Source organism: Mesorhizobium sp. WSM4846 (assembly GCF_055811415.1).
Genome location: NZ_JBVVPZ010000044.1, coordinates 17,023 through 36,221, shown reverse-complemented (window position 1 = coordinate 36,221; position 19,199 = coordinate 17,023). Strand labels below are relative to the sequence as shown.

Below are 19,199 nucleotides of genomic sequence, written 5' to 3'. Positions count from 1 at the left end.
TCATGATTTATTCAACTGCCACAGTTCCGGTGAACGCGGAAGGCGAAGTCCCATTGACGCGCGCTCAAGTGTGGAAGGGTCTCGAGCTGAAAGCACGCGACGCCCGCTTGTTCCTCGTCACGGGTCTCTGCACCCGTTGCGACGTTGTGGAGGAAAGCGCTACCCACTTCGTGCGTGAGGACACGATCGGTGGCCACGACCTACGCGAAATCGTCACGCTCGAGCCGGAAAGCAAGGTCACCTTCTTCCAGGCATCCGGTCCGCGCGAGGGAGCGATTGTCAACGAACTGTTCGAAGATGGAGAAGGCGCACTGCAGCTTCGCTTCTACTGCTACATTGGCCTGCGCGGCAAAGAGCCAAACGGTCGAGAGGAGCAGGCCGAGCAGGCTCAGTTCGCCAACGAAAACGGCTACAAGGCCGCCCTGCTGTCGACGCTTAAGCGGACCCGCGAACTGCTCGCAGCGGGAAAGCTCTAATCATCGCCAGAAACACAAGCAACAGGGCGGCTCTCAAGGAGGCGCCCTGCCTTCGCGGGAACAAATGATGCTACGTCCGTCGCCGACGCGTTCAGCCGCCTCTAACGGTATCGAACCGACCATCGCTCAGCGGCGACGACCGTCATGAAGAACCCGATCGACAACAGCGATGAGAGCACGATGGCGGCGTAGAGCCGGTCGGACTGGTAGTTGAAGGTCGCCTGGATGATCAGCGCGCCGAGACCTTTGTCGGAGCCGATCCACTCGCCGACGATCGCGCCGATCACCGCGGTCGCTGAGGCGATCCGCAGCGAAGCGAAAAGCAATGGCAGCGCGCGCGGCAGGCGCAGGCGCCAGAATACTTCCCAGCGCGTCGCCGACAGCACGCGGAACAGCTCATGCTCGCTGGGGCTCGCCGATTCCAGACTCCGGATCATGTTGATGAGCGTTGGGAAGAAACAGATCACCGCCGCGATCACGATCTTGGGCAGCATGCCGAGGCCGAAGATGAGGATGACGACCGGGGCCAGCGCCAGCACCGGGATCGTATTGAAGAACAGCACGACCGGAAAATAGGCCGCCTGCAGCGTACGGCTGTGAACGAAGACGACCGCCAGCAGCACTGCGGCGAGGTTGCCGAGCACGAAGCCGGAGAGCGCCTCGATGGCCGTCGGCCAGAGGTTCGACAGGAGGAGCGATCCGTTCCCGGCAAACACGCCCGCTATCGCGGTCGGCGTCGGAACGATGTAAGCGGGCACGCCGGCGAGCGGCAGCAGGAATTGCCATGCGAGAATAAGCGAGCCGGCGCCGAGGATCGGCAGCGCAGCCTGTGCGAATGGCGAAAGCGCGCCCTGGTTCACGACGCCGCTCCGAGGGCGGAGCGCATCCTGGCCATTGCCGCGACGATCGCCGGATCCTCGCGCGAGCATCTGTTGTCCGGCCCCTTCAGCGGACGAAGGTCGTGGTCGGCGACGATCCGGCCGGGATGGGCGGCAAGCACGATCACACGCTGTCCGAGATAGACCGCTTCGGCAATGGAATGCGTGACGAACAGCACGGTCGTTCCGGTCCGCCGCCAAAGATTCAGCAATTCGTCGTTGAGGCGGTCGCGGGTGATCTCGTCAAGTGCGCCAAAGGGTTCATCCATCAGAAGCAGACGTGGCTCGCCAAGCAGCGCCCGGGCGATTGCCAACCTTTGGCGCTGTCCGCCGGAAAGCTGATGCGGCAGGCGCTCACTGAGGGCCGACAGGCCGACGAGTTCGAGCAGTTCGTCGGCCCGGTCGTCTATCATGCGCGACAGGCTGCGGCGGCCGACCTGGATCGGCAGCCGAACATTCTCGCGCGCCGTGCGCCACGGCAAAAGGGTCGAGTCCTGGAAGACAAAACCCACGCCGCGGCCGGAGCGCACCGCCGACGGCGTTTCGCCCATCACGTGTATCGTGCCCGCGAGCGGCGCCAGAAGATCGGCGACAACGCGCAGAAACGTCGACTTTCCGCACCCCGAAGGCCCGAGGATCGACAGGAACGTCCCGGCCTCGACTGTCAGTTCGAGGCCGGAGATCACCGTCACGGGCGAGCGCCGGCCGGGATAGCCGACGTCGAGCCCGGAGGTTTCGATGGCCGGCGCCGCCATCAAGAGGCGGGCGCGCCGAGCTTCGGCCGTTCAGCCGCAGTGAGTTCGAGGAGCTTCGTCGTATAAATGTCCTCGGCCTTCGGCCTGCCGTTCGGATACTGGCCAATCTGGTCAAGCAGCGCGATCTGCCTCTCGATCGAGGCAGGATCGAAGGTGCCCCATCCATCCTTTTTCGTGTTGTCGTCGAACGACAGTTTCAGCACCAGGGGGATCGTCTTCTTTTCCCAGCCCGCATCGATCTCGGGATAGGCCGCGACAAGCTTGTCGACCGCCTGCTCGGGATTGGCGTAGACCCAGCCCCACCCCTTGGCGACCGCGCCGATGAATTTCGCCAGGGTCGCGGAATCGGATTCGATGGCGCTGTCGGTCGCGAAGTAGACGTTGGCATAGGACGCCAGGCCGAGCTCCGACAACAGCAGATCGATGCGATCGTCACCGACGACGCTGAGCGCCTGCGTGTTGGTGATCCAGCCGCCGATCGCATCGACGTCGCCACGAACCAACGGCGCCTTGTCGAACCCGACATTGACGATAGTGACCTCGGAAGGGTCGATCTTGTTCTTCGCGAGCATCGCGTCGATGGCAAAGCGCGCGGTCGGCTGCGTGCCGATCCGCATCCCCTTCAGATCCGCCACCGACCGGATCGGCTTCTCCGGTTTCGACGTCAGCGCATAGGGCCCGGTGCGATAGCCGCAGGCGATTATCCTCACCGGAACGCCGCTCGCCCGCGCGGCATAGAGTTGAGGCGATTCGGAGAATTGGCCGAGTTGAGCGGCACCGGACACCACTGGCGGCACGGTGGCGGCGTTCGGCCCGCCGGGGCTGAACTCCACTTCAAGCCCAGCTGCGCTGAAGTAGCCATTGGCGACGGCTGCGACGTCGCCGATCTGGCCGTTCGACATCAGCCAGTCATACTGGACGACGAGCTTGGCGGCTGCCGATGCGCTGGCGCCAAACAGCTGAAGTCCCGGCCCGAAAGCCGCGAGGCCGGCGGCGCCGGCCTTCAGGATCAATCTGCGATTCCACTGCGATGCGTTCCCACTCATCTTCTTGCTCCTTTGTTGGACTGCTTGCATGCGGCGCGGCCCTTCTTGCGAGGCCGTCGCGATCCAATCACACTTGCGTGTCGTGATAGTCGCCCGGTCCGGCGCCGGTCCAGGCATAGAGTTCCCACAGCGTGCCGTCCGGATCGTGGAAGTAGGCGCAGCGCGCGTTCCAGACATAGTCGCCGGGCGGCCCGACGAACGGCACGCCCTTGTCCGACAGTTCGGTGTAGAGCCGGTCGACCTCGCCGGCGCTTTCGAGTTCCATGGCGACGCATGCCTTGTGCGCCTGCTTCGGTGAGCGGACATTCGAGACGCCGCAGTGGCGATTGATGTGGTCCAATTGCCATGCGGCGAGCGTCACGCGCTCGGAATGAAAATCGACAAAGCCCTCGGCGCGGCGTCTGATCCGGTAGCCAAGCTTCTGCGTGTAGAAGTCGATGGTGCGGTCGATATCCTCGACAAGCAGGCAGATATCGGTGATTGCCTTGGTCTGCCCGAGCGACATGGTCATTTGCCTCGATTGATCGCGGTGAGCTCGACGCCTACGCGCGATGCGGCGCCTTCGATGTGCCGGCGCATCGCCTCGCCGGCAGCCTGTGGATCATGCGCGGCGAGAGCGTCGTAAATCCGCACGTGCTCGGCGACGTTGACCTCGACCAGGTCGTGGAGCGGATTGGTGAGGCGGGCATAGTGGATCGACTGGCGGATCTGCTCGCAGACGAAGGAAATGAAGGTGTAGATGTAACTATTGCCGGTCGCCCGGGCGATCGCCCGATGGAAAAGCAGATCGGCCTCGATGCTGCCATCCTCCCAGCGCTCCTCGCCGCCCATGCGGTCCAGCGCAGCCTTGATTGCGTCAAGATCATCGGATGTACCGCGCGCCGCGGCCAGCGTGGCGGACTCGGTCTCCAGGATGCTGCGCAGCTCGAAGACCTGCTCCATGTTGCGCTGGTCTTTCAGCGCCTCACGGTCGATCCGGATGGCGGTCCGCTGTTCCGGCGCCATGACGAATGCGCCTACGCCCTGACGCGCCTCGATCATGCCATCGGCGCGAAGCTGCGCGATCGCTTCCCTGACAACATTTCGGCTGACGCCGAACTTGTCGGCGAGCTGGCTTTCGGTGGGGAGCCGGGCTCCCGGGATGATGTCGCCGCCCTCGATCTCGCGGCTCAGATGCGAAGCGACGCGATGCGGAAGCGCCTCCACGCTGCCGATGATGGACGAACGCTGCTTCATGCGGCTTTCCCCTACAAATCGCCCGGACCAGGCATGAGACACGCGGGATTGAACAGGCCTGCCGGATCGAAGGCTGCCTTGATCGCGGTATGAAGCTGCCGTTCGCGTTGCGACAGGCCGGCCCAGAACACGTGACTGCGGCTGCGACCGACGCCATGTTCGGCACTGAACGAGCCGCCGAGCGCTCCGACCAGCTCGTAGAGCCGGGCCAAAACCGCCTGCCCCACGGTCCTCGCTTCGCCGGGCTCGCAATCTATCGGAGGCAGCACGTTGAAATGGATGTTGCCGTCGCCCGCATGGCCATAGGTCAGGGATGCCCAGCCAGGCCAGTCGCGCACAATGCACGCGCGTGCTTGCTCGATCAGCGTCGGCACCTGGCTGAGACGAACCGAGAGATCGGTGCGGACATGAAAGCCGCGCCGCGCCTGCCCCTCGACCAGGCCCTCACGGATGGCCCAGAATGTGGCGGCCTGCGAGCGGCTTTGCGCGACGACGCCGTCCCTGATCAGGTCGGCCTCGAGGGCGCGCGCCAGCATCGTTTCAAGAAGGCCGCCGGCATCTATCCCTGGCCCACAGGCGAGTTCGACGATCGCGTGAACCGGACATACTCGCGTCAACGGCGAGCGCAGATTCGGATCGATGAGATGGACCAGCGGCAGGCACTCCTCGCCGATGACCTCAAACGCGCTGAGAAGGTCGGAGCAGAGATGCCTTGCCATCCGGAACAGCTCGCACGCCTGGCGGAAGCTGCCCAGTCCGACATAGGCGGTCTCGACCTGCGTCGGCCGGGGCGAGAGCCTTACTTCGACGCCGGTGACGACTCCCAGCGTCCCTTCCGAGCCGATCATCAATTGCTTCAGGCTGTAGCCGCGATTGTCCTTGCGCAGCCCGTTCATGCCGTTCCAAAGGGTGCCGTCCGGCAGGACCGCCTCAAGCCCGAGCACCAGGTCACGCGTCATGCCGTAGCGCAGCACATTGATGCCGCCGGCATTGGTCGCGACATTGCCGCCGATCGTGCAGGATCCCTGTGCGCCAAGCGCGAGCGGGAAGGTCATCTCGGATGCTTCAGCGGCGTCCTTGACGTCCTGCAGCACGGCCCCGGCATCCGCTTGCAGCGTGAAGTCGAGCGGGTCGACGCGGCGTATCCGATTGAGACGCTCAAGCGACAGCACTGCGTAGTCCGAATTGTCTGGAATGGCGCCACCGGCAAGTCCGGTATTGCCACCCTGCACGACGATGGCGATACCGCTCTGCGAGCACCATCTCACAAACGCCTGGATGTCTTCCACCGATCCTGGACGCACGATGAAGCGGGCAATTCCGCGCCTGTCGCGGCTCCAATCGATGAGGTAGCGCTCCGCCTGGGGCGACCGTCCGTCTATCAGCGCATCACCCGCCAACTGCGCAGGCAGCTCAGCAATTGCGCCGGAAGCTTCGCGTTGAGAGGGGCGATCCGTGATCATCGGGTCAGATCATACGGTCATCCTACAACTTCGCAAGTCCTATTCTTCTCGATGCTTAGGGTCCACCTGCCCCGCTAAAAACGGATACCGGTCTCCTTCGAATAAGGATTGTGTCGAATACATTTCGCTGATTAGCTATCTTGCATAAGTCCGGGACATGATTGGCAAATGTTGTCCGGGGAGGACCGCGATGCCGGTGCTTGAGGTTCGCCACGTTTCGAAGAATTTCGGGGCCATCCAGGCCCTGAGCGACGTCAGCTTCCAGGTGGAGCGAGGCGAAGTCGTGGGTCTGATGGGGGACAACGGCGCCGGCAAGTCCACCGTGGTCAAGACCGTGGCTGGCAACTTCCCGCCGAGCGACGGCGAAATTGTCGTGGACGGCGAGGTTTGCCATTTCCATAAACCTGTCCAGGCCCGCGCCAAGGGGATCGAAGTCGTCTATCAGGACCTGGCGCTCGCCGACAATCTGACGGCGGCGCAGAACGTCTTCCTGGGCCGCGAGATCAAGAAAGGTCTCTGGCCGATCAGAGTGCTTGACAAGCAGGCGATGATCGACCGCTCGGCAGCGCTGTTCAGGGAACTCAAATCGGAAACCAGGCCGCGCGATCTGGTCAAGAAGATGTCCGGCGGGCAGCGCCAGGCGGTAGCCATTGCGCGAACCCGGCTTTCAAACGCCAAGCTGGTGTTGATGGACGAGCCGACCGCTGCCATCTCGGTGCGCCAGGTGGCGGAAGTGCTCGAATTGATCCGGCGCCTGAAAGCGCAAGGCGTCGGTGTCATGCTGATCAGCCACCGCATGCCTGACGTTTTTGCCGTCGCAGATCGCATCATCGTGCTCAGGCGAGGTTCCAAAGTTGCCGACAAGGACACCGGCAACACATCACCCGAGGAAATCACAGGACTGATAACGGGAGCCATCCGTGGCGAATAGTGTTCAGGAATCGGCCGGGAATGCCGGCCAGGCGGCCATGTCGGACTTCGTCCCGACCAAGGAACAGACAGCTTTCCAACGCGTGATTTCAAGTCAGCCCTTCTGGGTGACGATCGCGCTGATCGCGCTGGTCATCTTGATGACAGCGATGGAGCCGAGCTTCGGCACCTCCGAAAACGTCGCCAATGTGACGCGCAATCTTGCGCCTTTCGGCATCATGGCGCTCGGCATGACGGTCGTCATCATCACCGGTGGCATCGATCTGTCGGTCGGCTCGATCATGGGCCTCGTGGTCATCGTCGCCGGCCTGTTCCTCACCTGGCATTATCCCTGGTACATCGCTTTCGCCATGGGCCTTTTTTCCGGCCTGGCCTGCGGCGCGGTCAACGGATTTTTTGTCGCCTATGTCGGAATGCCGTCCTTTGTCGTCACGCTCGGCATGCTGTCCGTCGCGCGCTCGCTCGCGGTGGTTTTCTCGGCCAACCAGATGCTTTACCAGTTCGGGCCCGATGCTCCGATCGTGAAGGCGATCGGCCAGGCGAAATGGCCGCGGCATGGACCCGAGGACTGGGCGCCGCACTGGATACCGGAACTGTCGTCGCAATTCTGGACCATGGTGGTCCTGGCGCTGATTGTCGGCTTCGTGTTCAACTTCACTGCCTGGGCCCGGCATCTGTTCGCAATCGGCGGCAATGAGGAGGCGGCACGGCTCACCGGCGTTCCGGTCGACTGGATAAAATTCCAGGCCTACCTTTTCTCTGCCTTCACCGCCTCGATCGCCTCGCTCCTGCTGCTCGGCTACAACGGCTCGGCCATCAATGCGATGGGCCAGGGCTACGAACTGCGCGTCATTGCGGCGACAGTGATTGGCGGCGCCAGCCTGATGGGCGGCGCCGGCACGGCTTTCGGTGCGGCCATCGGCTCGGCGTTCCTCGAAGTGATCAGGAATGCGCTGCTGATGGCCGGCATCGATTCAAACTGGCAGGGTGCCTTCGTCGGCGCCTTCATCGTTCTTGCGGTTCTTTTGGGCATGCAAACCGGCGGCAAGTCGATCCTCGCCGCGTCGCTGGCAGTCCTGATGCCCAAAAAGCACCGCTAGAAACCCGCCGGCGGGAGGCCTGCGGGACGTCACACCAAGGAGGAGAACTTCACATGAAGAAACATCTGCTGACGGCGGCTGTCGCGCTTGGCGCCATGGTGCTTGCCGTTTCCGGTGCCGAGGCGAAATACACCTTCGCCCTGGTGCCGAAGAACATGAACAATCCTTTCTTCGACCAGGCACGCGACGGCTGCAAGAAGGCCGAAGCCGAATCGAATGGTGCCCTGGAGTGCATGTATATCGGCCCCGGCGAGCATGGCGGCGGCGACGAGCAGGTACAGATCGTGCAGGATCTCGTGGCCAAGAGGGTGGACGGCATCGCCGTATCGCCATCGAACGCTGCGGCGATGGCGGTTGCGCTGCAGGCCGCCAAGGACGCGGGCATTCCGGTCCTCACCTGGGACTCCGATCTGCTGCCCGAGAACAAAGACCTGCGCGTCGCCTATATCGGCACGCACAATTATGAGATCGGCACGAACCTCGCCAAGCTCGCCATGCAGATCAAGCCCAAGGGCGGCACGATCTGTATCCAGTCGGGCGGCGCGGCGGCGGCCAACCACAATGAGCGCATGCAGGGCATTCGCGACACGCTTTCGGGGACCAAATCGGCAGCCTCACCCGGCGACCGCCTGACCGGACAGAACGGCTGGACCGAAATCGAGGGCTGCCCACTCTACACCGACGACGACTTCCCGCGCTCGGTGCAGCAGTTCGAGGACATCATGGCGAAAAACCCGAGCCTCGACGCGTTCATCCCAACCGGCGGCTTCCCGCAGTTCATCCCCGATGCCAATCGCGCCGCGGTCGCGCCGTACAAGGACAAGATCGCCTCGAAGGCCCTGGCCCTGGTCGTCGCCGATACGCTTCCCGTACAGATCGACCAGATGAAGGAAGGGTTCTCGCTCGGCCAGGTCGGCCAGCGGCCGTTCGAAATGGGCTACAAGACGATGATGGGGCTGAAGGACATGAAGGACGGCAAGGCTTCGCCGGCCGACCCGACCTATACCGGCCTTGACATTTGCACGCCGGAGACAGCGGATACCTGCATCGCCAAATAGCGCTCCAAATAGCGTTAATTGGGCGGGAGCAAACTCCCGCCCTTTTCATAGCCCGCCCTTTTCTTGGGGGATATCAATGTCGGAATTGTTCTCGCTCAACGGCCGTGTCGCGCTGGTCACCGGTGCTTCGCGTGGCCTCGGCTTCGCCATGGCCAAGGCACTTGCGGAAAACGGCGCGACGGTGATCGTCAATGCCCGCGATCCGGCCGCGCTGTCCGCGGCGGCCGAAAGGATCGGTGCCGAAGCCCAGCCGTTCGATGTCACCGACGCGGCGATCTCGAGGGCGTCGCTCGAAGGGATCGTCGAACGCCACGGCCGCCTCGATATTCTGGTCAACAACGCCGGCATCCAGCATCGAAGTCAGTTGGTCGAATGGCAGGACGAGGATTTCGACCATGTGATTGCCGTCAATCTTTCGGCTTGCTTCCGCATGATGCGCGACGCGGTGCGCCTGATGCTGCCAAACAAGTTCGGGCGCATAATAAACACTGGATCGGTTGCAGCGATCCTTGGCCGTCCCACCATTCACGCCTATGTGGCGGCAAAGGCGGGCCTGCACGGGCTGACACGCTCGACCGCCGCTGAACTGGGCCGTCACGGCATCACCGTCAACGCGATCGCCCCCGGCTATTTCGCTACTGAGCTCAACACCGCACTTATGAGCGACGAGGCCTTCACCAAATGGGTCGAGGCACGAACCCCGGCGGGCCGCTGGGCCCAGCCTGAGGAACTCGGCGGAGCCGTGGTGTTTCTCGCCTCAGACGCTGCCGCCTACGTCAACGGCCATGTGCTGGCCGTCGACGGTGGGCTGTCGGTTTCCCTCTGACCGGCGACGTGCCTTTCAGGAATAAATTTCAGCCGGGCAGCGCTGCGAAATCTGCGAAGACCGGCTGAGTTAATGCATGTCGCCCAAAAGTGCGCAGCGGTTTTGGGATAACGACATGCATAAAAACAAAAACCTAAAGCGCGTCGCAGACGCGACGCGCTTTAGCCAATTCCAAAGACCAGGCTCACGCGCCCATCTGTGAGCTGCTGAACCTTCCGCAGTTCAAGCCCGCGACGATTTTGCGTTGCTCCAAACAGCGCCTTCCCTTCGCCGACGAGCAGTGGATAGAGGATAAGCCGCAGTTCATCCACCAGCCCGGCATCGATGAGGCTCGCGGTCATTCGCGCACCGCCCATGAGATAGATATCCTTGCCCGGCTGCTGCTTGAGGCCAGCGATGTCTTCGAGGCTCCGCACGAAACGCGTCTTTGGCCAGGCCGCCGAAGTCATCGTGTTCGACAGCACATAATGCGGGGTATGTTCGGCAAAGCGGGCCCATTCGAGCTCCTCCGGCGTCGGCAATTTGCCGGTCATCGGCAACGGCTTATCCGGCTCATTCTGGATCGCGCTCCAGTAGCGCTCGTAGCCGGCGTACATGATGCTCCCGAGCAGGCAGGCATCGATTTGCGGCATCAGCCCATACTCCTCCGACCACGCGTCGACCCATTCCGCGTAACCCTCGGGTCCCTCCATCTTGCCGTCGACGGAAATCTTCATTCCGGCGATCAATTTGCGCATGACTTCCTCCATCAGGCTTGCCCAATGCAAGCACGTTTCATCGTTTCATCGTTGCTGGTGTGCGAGCCTCCACGGGCGAATGCCGGTGGAGGCTGGGCGGTGACTTCAGCCGACGCGGTCGTGTCAGGCCGGCAGGCGGCGGTCGTATTCTGCCCGCAGGCGGCTCCAGCCATCCCAGAACGAGGTCGGCGTCTTTCCGGCGAGGCGGGCGGCCAGCATGTCGAGGTGCATGTGCCAGCCCGCGGTGACGTTGAGCTGGATTGCGCGTTCCGGCAGCCGGCGATGGATGACGGTGAGCAGCACATCATTGCCCTTCGGCTCCAGCAAGAAGGAAACCCCGCCGGTGTTTCCCCAGGTAATGGCGAGCTTGTAAGGTTGATCGAGCTCGGTGATCCGGCCCTCCATCCGATGCTCTTCGGGAAAGCCCGCGGGGCGCTGGCCGGGCGGATCGGTCAGCTCGTCGTTACGCCAGATCAACTCGAACGACGTGCCGGCCTTCATTTCCATCTGGCCAGCAGCCATCCACTGCCGGCGCAGGTCGCTCTCGGTGAGATAGGCCCAGACCCGCTCGATCGGGCCGGGCAAAAGCCGCTGGATGGTGAACGTCGCTGGCTCGGTCAGCTCGCCATAGGCTTCGATGGTTTTCATCTGGTTCATTGGTCGTCTCCTTCTTTTGAGGCGGGCGATTTCCTGGAATCATCCTGGGCCCCGGAATCACCCGGGGCTTTGCGTGCGTCCTGCTCGCGAAGCAGACGCTCGAGGACGTCGAGACGGTTGGTCCAGAAGCGCTCGTAGAAGCCGAGCCATTGGTGGGCGCTGGCCAGCGGTCCGGGTTCGAGGCGGCACAGATGTGTGCGGCCCCTCACCTCGCGACGAATAAGCCCTGCATTCTCCAGCGTCTTGATGTGCTTGGAGGCGGCCGCCAACGACATGGCGAAGGGTTCCGCCAACTGGCTCACCGTTCGCTCGCCGCCGGCGAGGTCGCGAAGCATGTGCCGGCGGGTGGCGTCGCCAAGCGCGTGAAAAACCGCGTCGATCTGGGGTGTCTCTAATTCAACCATGTAGTTGAATATAGAGGCGCGCTTTCGAATTGTCAACCCATTGGCTGAATGATCTTGGAAGGGAGTTCCACAGGCGGTCTGCGGCGATCGAAGACATTCGGCAAGTGCAAGACCACGGACATGGTCACCGCGGCGTAAGCGGGACCTTCACTTGCCTTCGAAGAAAGTATGAATCGAGACTTCCAGCTTTTCGATGAGTTGAGGGTTATGGCAGCTTCCAGCCCAGATCAGGGCGTTCAGTCTCATATCCTTGTTGAGAAAGTTCATTTTCCGGGAATCAAGCAGGTATCCCGCGACCTCGTAGTGCCGTCCCTTGATAGCCTCGATAAGCGCGTTGTTTCTTCCGGTCTTGTCAGTAAGATTCACGTCGGCGCCATTCTCGACAAGCAACTTAACGACATCCAGATGCCCGTTCTTTGCTGCTTCAATAAGGGCCGTTCTGCCGTAGTAGTCGGCTCTTGCATTAATCTCTATTTCCGGATGTTTCACGAGGGCTAAAATAGAGGCGTAGTGGCCCTTGGCCGAAGCAAGGCTCAAAGGCGTGCTCTTCCATTTGTTTCTGGAATTCACATCGATTGCTGGGTGTTCGATCAACGCCTCGACCGCCGCGGTGCGGGCATTGAGGGCTGCGAGATGAAGGGCTGACCAGCCGCCGCCGTCCGCCTCGTTGATATTGGCGCCGGCCGCCAATTCCGCTCGAACGGCCCCCGCATCGCCGCTTTCTGCCGCGATCAGCAGATTCGACCAACCTCTCGCCACTTCGACTTCCAAGCTCTCGGTCAATGCAGTCGCCTCCCCGAATGCTCCCTGCAGGATACCATTGTTCCGGTTCGGCCGACATCCACCGAATGACCGGCTTCCATCAAAAAGCCTTTCTCATTCGACGGTGTCCGCAAATACAATCCGAGAGGGGAAGAAGGAGAAGATAGCGAACCTGAGCTTGAGCGAGAGGCATGATGCCTTTGAGTGCCTGACCTAAGAGCGCGACGGCGTCCGACTGACTTCACTCGCAAGCAGAGTGGCGAGGACGCCGAAGTCGGACTGGCTGGTTGGTAATCGGCATGGAAGTTCGACCGGCTCGAACGTGAAGCCAGGCCTCTGATCAAAGCGGAACTGGCCGATATCCTCCGACAGCGGAGGCCGATAAAGACGAACAGTAAGCGCGCACTCTATCGAGACAGATCATGCAGTCCTTCAGTGCATTCGTCGTCAACAATGTCCGCTGGCTCGCGGGCGCCTTTTTGCTGACCCTCGTCTCGTCTTTCGGGCAGACCTTCTTCATCGCCTTGTCGAACGGCGATATCCGCGAGACGTTCGGGTTGAGTCACGGCGAGTTCGGCGGCCTTTACATGCTGGCAACGCTGCTTAGCGCGGCGACCCTGCCGTTCCTGGGTCGGTCGCTGGACCGGTATTCGACAGTGACCATGGCGATCGCGACGATGCTCATGCTTGCCTGCGCCAGCATTGCGATGGGGTTCGCCGGGTCGCTGCCAACGCTGCTCCTTGCGCTCTATTTGCTGCGCCTTTTTGGCCAGGGGATGATGACCCAGACGGCTCTGACGGCGACTGGTCGCTGGTTCGCCGCGAACCGGGGCCGCGCCGTCTCGGTCGTCACGCTTGGCTTTCATGTCGGCGGCGCTCTGCTGCCTTTCCTGTTCGTCCTCGTGGCCGGCCTCGTCGGCTGGAGGGGAAGCTGGTTCGTCTGCGCAGCCTTCATCCTGGTCGTGGCCTTGCCTCTGGTTTGTGCGCTGGTCTGGAAGGAACGCAATCCGCAGAGCGAGGCCCAGCCGAGGGCGCAACGCGCAGTGAAGCACTGGACGCGGGCGGAAGTCCTGCGCGATCCGACCTTCTACGCCATCTGCCTGGGCGTCCTGGCTCCCGCCTTCGTCGGCACCACCATCTTCTTTCACCAGGTCTATCTAACCGAGCTCCGGGGCTGGCCGCTGCAACTCTTCGCCAGCGGCTTCGCCGTCCTGTCCGCCACGACGATGGGTTTTGCGCTTCTGGCCGGGTGGCTGATCGACCGCTTCTCGGCGGTCCAGCTGCTGCCTCTATTCCTTCTGCCGCTGGCGCTGGCATGCTTCGCGGCTGCCTATCTGACGGCGCCTTTCGCCATCTTCGTCTTCATGGCGCTGCTTGGCATCAGCTACGGCTTCTCCTCGACCCTGGAGGGCGCCATGTGGCCGGAGATCTACGGCACCGCGCATCTCGGTGCGATCCGCTCGGTTGTGGTGGCCGTGATGGTTCTGGCCTCGGCGATGGGTCCCGGCATCACCGGATACCTGATCGACGCCGGCGTCGACTACTCGCTGCAACTGGCGTTGATGGGCGTCTACAGCCTGGCCGCCGCCTTGCTGATGTGGCGGGTGTCGCGGAGGCTGACGCGGGGCCTGTCTCGCGGCTTGAATCTTTCCAGCTCCTGATCGGTCCTGAAATCGTCGAAACCAACATTTATGTCGCTACCTGCGGAATGAAGTGCTGGTCCGCGTCAGGCTGCTAATCGGATAAGGTGAGAAGCAAGATGCGAATTGGACGTCGGCGATTTCTTGTCCTGTCGCTCGGAGCGGCTGCCTTCGGCAAGGCACACGCCTCCGAGCCACTCTGGGCAGCCCTGCGATCCGGAGAAGCCATTGCGCTGCTGCGCCATGCCGCGGCCCCAGGCTCCGGCGATCCGCCTGGCTTAAGGCTCGGTGATTGCAGCACCCAGCGGAATCTGTCGGAACAAGGTCGTGCGCAGGCCCGCGCGATGGGCGACCTGTTCCGTGCGAACGGCATCTCGTCGGCAGCCGTCTATTCGAGCCAGTGGTGTCGTTGCCTCGACACCGCTCGCCTGCTCGGGATCGGCGACGTCGTGGCTCTTGAGCTGCTCAATTCGTTCTTTGGCGACAGTTCGGCCGCAGAAGTGCGCACCGCTGCCCTTTTGGCCTGGCTCCGCGGGCAGCGTTTCGGCTGGCCTGTGGTGCTTGTCACGCATCAGGTCAACATCACCGGTTTGACCGGCGAGGTGCCGGATAGCGGCGAAATGATCATCGTCCGTATTCATGAAGCTGAGCCCGTGCAGGTCATCGGGCAGGTTGCCACGCCGGCTTGAGCATCATGGCCATCGACCCCATCTCGTGCAGCACCGCTTCTGTCGCGGAACAACGACGTGCGAGGAGAAATTAAAGGGAGTGATGGCATGGCTATCGATTTCAACCATACAATACTGCCGGCCCGCGACAGCGAGGCGTCGGCAAAATTCCTGGCGGAAATGCTTGGCCTTCCAGCCGCGAGGCGCTGGGGTCCTTTCCAGATGGTCACCACCGAAAACGGTGCCAACCTCGACTATATGGATACCTCAGGCGAAATCAGGCCGCAGCATTACGCCTTCCTGGTCAGCGAAGCCGAGTTCGACGAGATCTTCGCCAGGATTCGTGAACGGAACCTCTCGTACTGGGCTGACCCCAGCCGGACGCAGTTGGGCGAGATCAACCACCACGACGGCGGCCGCGGCGTTTATTTCGAGGACCCGAACGGTCATCTTCTCGAGATCATTACCCGTCAGTACGGCAGCGGCGGATGGAACCCGTGATCGCTCGGTGGTGTAGTCAGGCGGCGAACGTTCTGCGAGCCTTGTCACGGTGTTCTGCCGCAGCCAGCTGATCAGTCTGCTGAAATCGCGTCCAAAACTCGTCGCGGTCGTGACCCGCTCGGTCGAAGCGGTCACCGTGTGCCAGGCAGGTGCTGTGGAAGGCTTCCAGTGCGCGCTCGACATCGACACCGGCGTGCACCGATGATGCCGGATAAAGGGCGGCGAATAACGTCAAGAGGAAGCGGGGCGACATTTCACGCTCCGAGCCAGCTCAAAACGGTCGACACCCTTCAAACGCTTTGCCGCCGCGATCGATCCCTCCTGGCTAAACGCCCCAAACCGACAAGGCTGGCCTCACCGCTCCTCTGGGGGCTTCAAGTGCCGGAACTGCAGCAGCAGCAGCAGGTCATAAGTGATCTTCAATGCACCGCAGATGAGGAGGGGCCAAGCTCGGAAAGAGGCAGCAAGCAGAGCGCCCGCCAGCGCCGGACTGGCTGCCGCGGCCAGACTGCGCGGGACAGATGTGAAGCTCGCGGCCGCCGCCCGCTCCGCTTCCGTGACAACGGCCATGACGTAAGATGAGCGCGTCGGGACGTCCATCTGCGAAAGCGCAGCGCGGACCAGCAGCAGGGCCAGTGTCAGAGGTAGCGTCGGCGCAAGCGCCGCCAGCATCAGGGCGATGCTGGACGGAATGTGTGTGAACACCATCGTGTTGATGAGTCCGATGTGCCGGGACAGCCAAGCTGCAACGGGGAATGAGAACGCCGAAAGCACGCCGGACCAGAAGAAGAAAAATCCCGCTTCCGAAAGCGACAGGTCGAATTTTTCGAACAGCCATAGGGCAAGCAGCGACTGGACGACAAAGCCGCCGGCGAAAGCATCAAGGCTAAAAAGAGCCGCAAGCTTGAGAACGATATTGCGCGAGGGGCCGAGCGCGGACGCGGTACCTGTGTCCGACGTGGGACGGCGCTGCGGGATCCGCGCGTAGAAGAGGCCGCCGAGCAGGCCGAGCAACGCGTAGAGCACGAACATGGCCTTGATGCCGGTGAGTTGGTCGAGGCCGGATGGAGCAACAAGATCAGGGGTCGCCGAAGCGAGTGCGCCAACGGCGCCTGCAAGCGCGCCCACCAAGCTGTAACGCGCGAACATCTTGGTCCGGGCTGCATCAGTGACTTCGCGTGTGAGCACGGCATGCTCTAATGGCACGAACACGCTGACGCTGCCGGCCGACGGGTTGATGGTGCCTGCGAACGCGATCACCAAAAGCAGCGCGTAGTCATGAACCAGGGCAAAGGCCACACCCGTGGCGACCATCAGACTGGTGGCGGCAAGCAGGAGACGGCGGTGATCGTGTCGGGCACCAAGGACTCCGACGGCGATGGTCAAGAGCGCTGAACCGAGTAGCGATGCGGTCGCGATGATGCCGACCTGCAGAGGCGTGAAACCCAATGCGAGCAGGTAGACTGGCAACAGAACGGCCACGAACCCATCGCCCATATCGCGCAGGGCTCGGGCCGCAAAAAGAAAGGTCGTCGGGTGGATCCGCTGCACTGGCCTAGCCTACTCTCATGACCTGCGTCGGCGTCACCGCGCTCGGCAGCGACGCTCGGCAAGGCGGAAAGATCATGACGGAGTCGCGTTAGATATTCCAGCGAGGCGAGTATCGGTTTTGTTGGACTGGAACAGAGAGAACCTGTTCCGGGTAGATTGACGGGCGTTTGAGGTACGGATGGATGGATGAAGGAACTTGTTAGGGCCCGTGAGCTCGCGCGGTCACTTCATCGAACGGCCGATGCCGAGCGCGTCCGTTTCGCGTGGGCACCTTCTCGCTCGCTCCACGCCTGCGAAATCCGCGGCGAAAATGGTATCGGACCGATTGGTGGTCCAATATGGACATGTAGAGTTGTTGTCTTCGAGCGTTCCGTGAGAAATGGCATCCAGGCAATGACAGACTGCCAGAGGGGGAATAGATGCGTAGCACCGCTCGGATCTCGCTTGCCATCATCCTTTCGCTAGCCGTCGCAATCCTGACTGCCTGGGCCGGACTTGCCATGTGGTATCGTCTGCCTGTGGCTGAGCTTGGACGGGCTCTGGCCGGCGTCCTGTTCATCTTGTTCGGCCTCGCCACTATCATCGCCCTCTTCAGCCGGTTTCGCATCAGGGCGCTTGTCCTGTTTGCAGCTGCGTTTGCTGTGGTTCTGGTTTGGTGGAGCACCATCAGGCCTTTCGATCACGCGGACTGGGCGCCCGACGTCGCCCGTCAGGTAACCGGCACCCGCGACGGAAACCTGTTGACGCTGACTGATGTGCGCGACTTCGAGTGGCGTAGCGCTACTGATTTCACCGAACGCTGGACAACGCGGACCTACGACCTCTCCAACGTTCAGACGGTGGACCTCTTCATGTCTTATTGGTCCGGGACCAAAATCGCCCATGTCATCATAAGCTTCGGCTTTGCAGGAGGTGACTATCTTGCCTGGTCGATTGAGGTGCGGCGCCATGGAGGCGGCAAGTTTTCACCCGTGGCAGACCTGTTCAAGAGCAATCCCCTGGTCATTATTGCGGCTGACGAGCGAGACGTCGTCGGCGTCAGGTCAAACGTTCGCGGAGAGGATGTCCAAATCTATCGGCTAAAAGTATCACCGGAAGCGGCCCGGGCGCTCTTGCTGGAATACGTCTTGGACGCAAATGCACTTTCCACGACTCCAGAATTCTATAATTCCATCACGACGAACTGCACGACCACGATCGTCAAGATGATGCGAGCCGTCGGTGACGTGGTCCCCCTTGACTGGCGCCTCATCGTTAACGGCTATCTTCCCGAGTATGCGTATGCACGGGGTGCGCTCGATGTCAGCTTGCCGATGTCGGTTTTGAGGGAGGCAGCCCACATCGACGGCCGTGCGCGGGAGTCAGGCCTTTCGCCTGATTTTTCGAGATCGATCCGGATTGGCGTGCCATCCCCCGGTCCAATTTATTGATCTCTGGAATCGTGTTTGGAAACGCTAGGCGGTTCGAACCGGACCTCATCCCGGCTTCACGGCGCACTTCTACTTTCTCCACCTGTCGACTCGCATTGGCGGACGCCGCGCCTAGATAAGCACTGCACCGGGGCGGAGCGATGCAGAAGGACCTGAGCATGCCTGAACAAATTATCCTGACTAAAGTTGAGCAGATCACATTGAATGATGGCTCAGCCATTCCCCAGATCGGCCTTGGCGTTTGGCAGGTCGATCCAGCCATTACGGCCCAAGTCGTGAGTTGGGGAATCGAGGCCGGCTACAGATTGATCGACACCGCCGAAGGCTACCAGAACGAGGAAGGCGTTGGGCAGGCGATCCGCACGGCTGGCGTACCGAGGAGCGAACTGTTCATCACCTCGAAACTGCGCAACGGCGCGCATCAGCGTGACGCCGCCCTGCGGGCTTTCGGCGAGACGATGAACAAGCTCGGCATCGAGCAGATCGACCTGTTCCTGATCCACTGGCCGGTGCCCAGCCAGGGCAAATATGTCGAGGCGTGGAAGACGCTGATCGAACTCAGGCAATCCGGCCGGATCAAGTCGATTGGCGTTTCGAATTTCAACCAGGACCATCTGGAGCGAATCATCGGCGAGACTGGTGTCACACCCTCAGTCAACCAGATCGAACTCCATCCCCGGTTTCAACAGCGCCAGACCAGAGAATTTCACAGCACGCACAACATCCGCATCGAAAGCTGGAGCCCGCTGGGCAGCGGCCGGCTGCTGAGCGACCCGACCCTCGAAAAGATCGCCGGAAAACACCGCAAGTCCGTGGCGCAGGTGATCATCCGCTGGCACCTTCAGGAAGGGCTGATCGTCATTCCAAAGTCGATCCATCAGGATCGGATTGCCGCCAATTTCGACGTCTTCGATTTCGAGCTGGATTCAAAGGACCTCAAGCTCATTCGAGGCATGGATTCATCAGACGGTCGCACCGGATCGAACCCCGCCACGGCTGCGTTCCTTTTCTAACCATCGACGGGACTCGGCCAGATCAGCGGAGGCGGATGACGTTAGGGTAGCGGCCGCTTGGCGACGGC

At 61.9% G+C, this 19,199-nt stretch carries 22 protein-coding genes; 10 read left to right on the top strand and 12 right to left on the bottom strand.

Going from position 1 to position 19,199, the window contains the following annotated elements; all coding sequences use genetic code 11:
* Positions 1-2: 2 nt before the first annotated feature.
* Complete coding sequence (locus AC0L15_RS27240; RefSeq protein ID WP_287250203.1) at positions 3-476, top strand: AtaL-like protein; 474 nt, start codon at positions 3-5, stop codon at positions 474-476.
* A gap of 101 nt (positions 477-577) precedes the next feature.
* Here AC0L15_RS27240 and AC0L15_RS27235 read toward each other — a convergent pair whose 3' ends face one another.
* The 6 genes from AC0L15_RS27235 to AC0L15_RS27210 form a co-directional block, all read right to left on the bottom strand.
* On the bottom strand, positions 578-1,336 hold the full coding sequence (locus AC0L15_RS27235) for an ABC transporter permease (protein WP_473497653.1): 759 nt from the start codon (positions 1,334-1,336) through the stop codon (positions 578-580).
* Positions 1,333-2,109 carry an ABC transporter ATP-binding protein gene (locus AC0L15_RS27230; RefSeq protein ID WP_419693948.1) on the bottom strand — a complete coding sequence of 259 codons (777 nt, stop codon included), beginning with the start codon at positions 2,107-2,109 and terminating at the stop codon, positions 1,333-1,335. The genes AC0L15_RS27235 and AC0L15_RS27230 overlap by 4 nt, the downstream gene beginning before the upstream one ends.
* The gene (locus AC0L15_RS27225) at positions 2,109-3,155 is read right to left on the bottom strand and encodes an ABC transporter substrate-binding protein (protein ID WP_287250209.1); all 1,047 of its coding nucleotides are present in this window, start codon (positions 3,153-3,155) and stop codon (positions 2,109-2,111) included. Before AC0L15_RS27225 ends, AC0L15_RS27230 begins: the two co-directional genes overlap by 1 nt.
* Before the next feature lie 67 nt (positions 3,156-3,222).
* The gene (locus tag AC0L15_RS27220) at positions 3,223-3,660 is read right to left on the bottom strand and encodes a VOC family protein (protein WP_473497651.1); all 438 of its coding nucleotides are present in this window, start codon (positions 3,658-3,660) and stop codon (positions 3,223-3,225) included.
* Between the two features lie 2 nt (positions 3,661-3,662).
* Positions 3,663-4,391, bottom strand: a complete 729-nt coding sequence (locus tag AC0L15_RS27215; RefSeq protein WP_287250212.1) for a FadR/GntR family transcriptional regulator — start codon at positions 4,389-4,391, stop codon at positions 3,663-3,665.
* An 11-nt stretch (positions 4,392-4,402) separates the two neighbouring features.
* On the bottom strand, positions 4,403-5,854 hold the full coding sequence (locus AC0L15_RS27210) for an FAD-binding oxidoreductase (protein ID WP_287250213.1): 1,452 nt from the start codon (positions 5,852-5,854) through the stop codon (positions 4,403-4,405).
* A gap of 190 nt (positions 5,855-6,044) precedes the next feature.
* On the opposite strand from AC0L15_RS27210, the gene AC0L15_RS27205 reads away from it, so the two are divergent.
* The 4 genes from AC0L15_RS27205 to AC0L15_RS27190 all read left to right on the top strand — a co-directional run bounded on the left by AC0L15_RS27205 (position 6,045) and on the right by AC0L15_RS27190 (position 9,768).
* The gene (locus AC0L15_RS27205; protein ID WP_287250215.1) at positions 6,045-6,785 is read left to right on the top strand and encodes an ATP-binding cassette domain-containing protein; all 741 of its coding nucleotides are present in this window, start codon (positions 6,045-6,047) and stop codon (positions 6,783-6,785) included.
* Positions 6,775-7,884 carry an ABC transporter permease gene (locus tag AC0L15_RS27200; protein ID WP_473497649.1) on the top strand — a complete coding sequence of 370 codons (1,110 nt, stop codon included), beginning with the start codon at positions 6,775-6,777 and terminating at the stop codon, positions 7,882-7,884. The genes AC0L15_RS27205 and AC0L15_RS27200 overlap by 11 nt, the downstream gene beginning before the upstream one ends.
* Before the next feature lie 53 nt (positions 7,885-7,937).
* The gene (locus tag AC0L15_RS27195) at positions 7,938-8,942 is read left to right on the top strand and encodes a sugar-binding protein (protein WP_473497647.1); all 1,005 of its coding nucleotides are present in this window, start codon (positions 7,938-7,940) and stop codon (positions 8,940-8,942) included.
* Between the two features lie 76 nt (positions 8,943-9,018).
* The gene (locus AC0L15_RS27190; RefSeq protein ID WP_091599240.1) at positions 9,019-9,768 is read left to right on the top strand and encodes a glucose 1-dehydrogenase; all 750 of its coding nucleotides are present in this window, start codon (positions 9,019-9,021) and stop codon (positions 9,766-9,768) included.
* Between the two features lie 161 nt (positions 9,769-9,929).
* Here AC0L15_RS27190 and AC0L15_RS27185 read toward each other — a convergent pair whose 3' ends face one another.
* The 4 genes from AC0L15_RS27185 to AC0L15_RS27170 all read right to left on the bottom strand — a co-directional run bounded on the left by AC0L15_RS27185 (position 9,930) and on the right by AC0L15_RS27170 (position 12,349).
* Positions 9,930-10,496, bottom strand: coding sequence for a dihydrofolate reductase family protein (locus AC0L15_RS27185; protein WP_473497645.1), 567 nt, complete (start codon positions 10,494-10,496; stop codon positions 9,930-9,932).
* Positions 10,497-10,628: 132 nt separating this feature from the next.
* Positions 10,629-11,162 carry an SRPBCC family protein gene (locus tag AC0L15_RS27180; protein WP_128173048.1) on the bottom strand — a complete coding sequence of 178 codons (534 nt, stop codon included), beginning with the start codon at positions 11,160-11,162 and terminating at the stop codon, positions 10,629-10,631.
* Positions 11,159-11,566 (bottom strand): ArsR/SmtB family transcription factor, encoded by a 408-nt coding sequence (locus AC0L15_RS27175; protein ID WP_287307580.1) that lies wholly within the window; start codon positions 11,564-11,566, stop codon positions 11,159-11,161. Before AC0L15_RS27175 ends, AC0L15_RS27180 begins: the two co-directional genes overlap by 4 nt.
* Positions 11,567-11,713: 147 nt before the next feature.
* Positions 11,714-12,349: an ankyrin repeat domain-containing protein gene (locus AC0L15_RS27170; protein WP_287250222.1), complete on the bottom strand. Its 636-nt coding sequence runs from the start codon at positions 12,347-12,349 to the stop codon at positions 11,714-11,716.
* A 401-nt stretch (positions 12,350-12,750) separates the two neighbouring features.
* Here AC0L15_RS27170 and AC0L15_RS27165 point away from each other — a divergent pair, with 401 nt between their 5' ends.
* From AC0L15_RS27165 to AC0L15_RS27155, 3 genes are all read left to right on the top strand, one after another.
* Positions 12,751-13,989: an MFS transporter gene (locus AC0L15_RS27165; RefSeq protein WP_287250223.1), complete on the top strand. Its 1,239-nt coding sequence runs from the start codon at positions 12,751-12,753 to the stop codon at positions 13,987-13,989.
* A gap of 98 nt (positions 13,990-14,087) precedes the next feature.
* A complete protein-coding gene (locus AC0L15_RS27160) occupies positions 14,088-14,657 on the top strand; it encodes a histidine phosphatase family protein (protein WP_287250224.1) in 570 nt (189 codons plus the stop codon).
* Positions 14,658-14,744: 87 nt separating this feature from the next.
* On the top strand, positions 14,745-15,137 hold the full coding sequence (locus AC0L15_RS27155) for a VOC family protein (RefSeq protein WP_128173052.1): 393 nt from the start codon (positions 14,745-14,747) through the stop codon (positions 15,135-15,137).
* A gap of 16 nt (positions 15,138-15,153) precedes the next feature.
* Here AC0L15_RS27155 and AC0L15_RS27150 read toward each other — a convergent pair whose 3' ends face one another.
* Both AC0L15_RS27150 and AC0L15_RS27145 read right to left on the bottom strand, forming a co-directional pair.
* Complete coding sequence (locus AC0L15_RS27150; RefSeq protein WP_128173053.1) at positions 15,154-15,390, bottom strand: hypothetical protein; 237 nt, start codon at positions 15,388-15,390, stop codon at positions 15,154-15,156.
* 101 nt (positions 15,391-15,491) lie between these two features.
* Positions 15,492-16,634 carry an MFS transporter gene (locus tag AC0L15_RS27145; protein WP_473497664.1) on the bottom strand — a complete coding sequence of 381 codons (1,143 nt, stop codon included), beginning with the start codon at positions 16,632-16,634 and terminating at the stop codon, positions 15,492-15,494.
* Between the two features lie 473 nt (positions 16,635-17,107).
* On the opposite strand from AC0L15_RS27145, the gene AC0L15_RS27140 reads away from it, so the two are divergent.
* Complete coding sequence (locus AC0L15_RS27140) at positions 17,108-18,118, top strand: Lnb N-terminal periplasmic domain-containing protein (RefSeq protein WP_287250225.1); 1,011 nt, start codon at positions 17,108-17,110, stop codon at positions 18,116-18,118.
* Positions 18,119-18,276: 158 nt separating this feature from the next.
* Positions 18,277-19,131: an aldo/keto reductase gene (locus AC0L15_RS27135; protein WP_287250226.1), complete on the top strand. Its 855-nt coding sequence runs from the start codon at positions 18,277-18,279 to the stop codon at positions 19,129-19,131.
* The last annotated feature ends 68 nt before the right edge of the window (positions 19,132-19,199 follow it).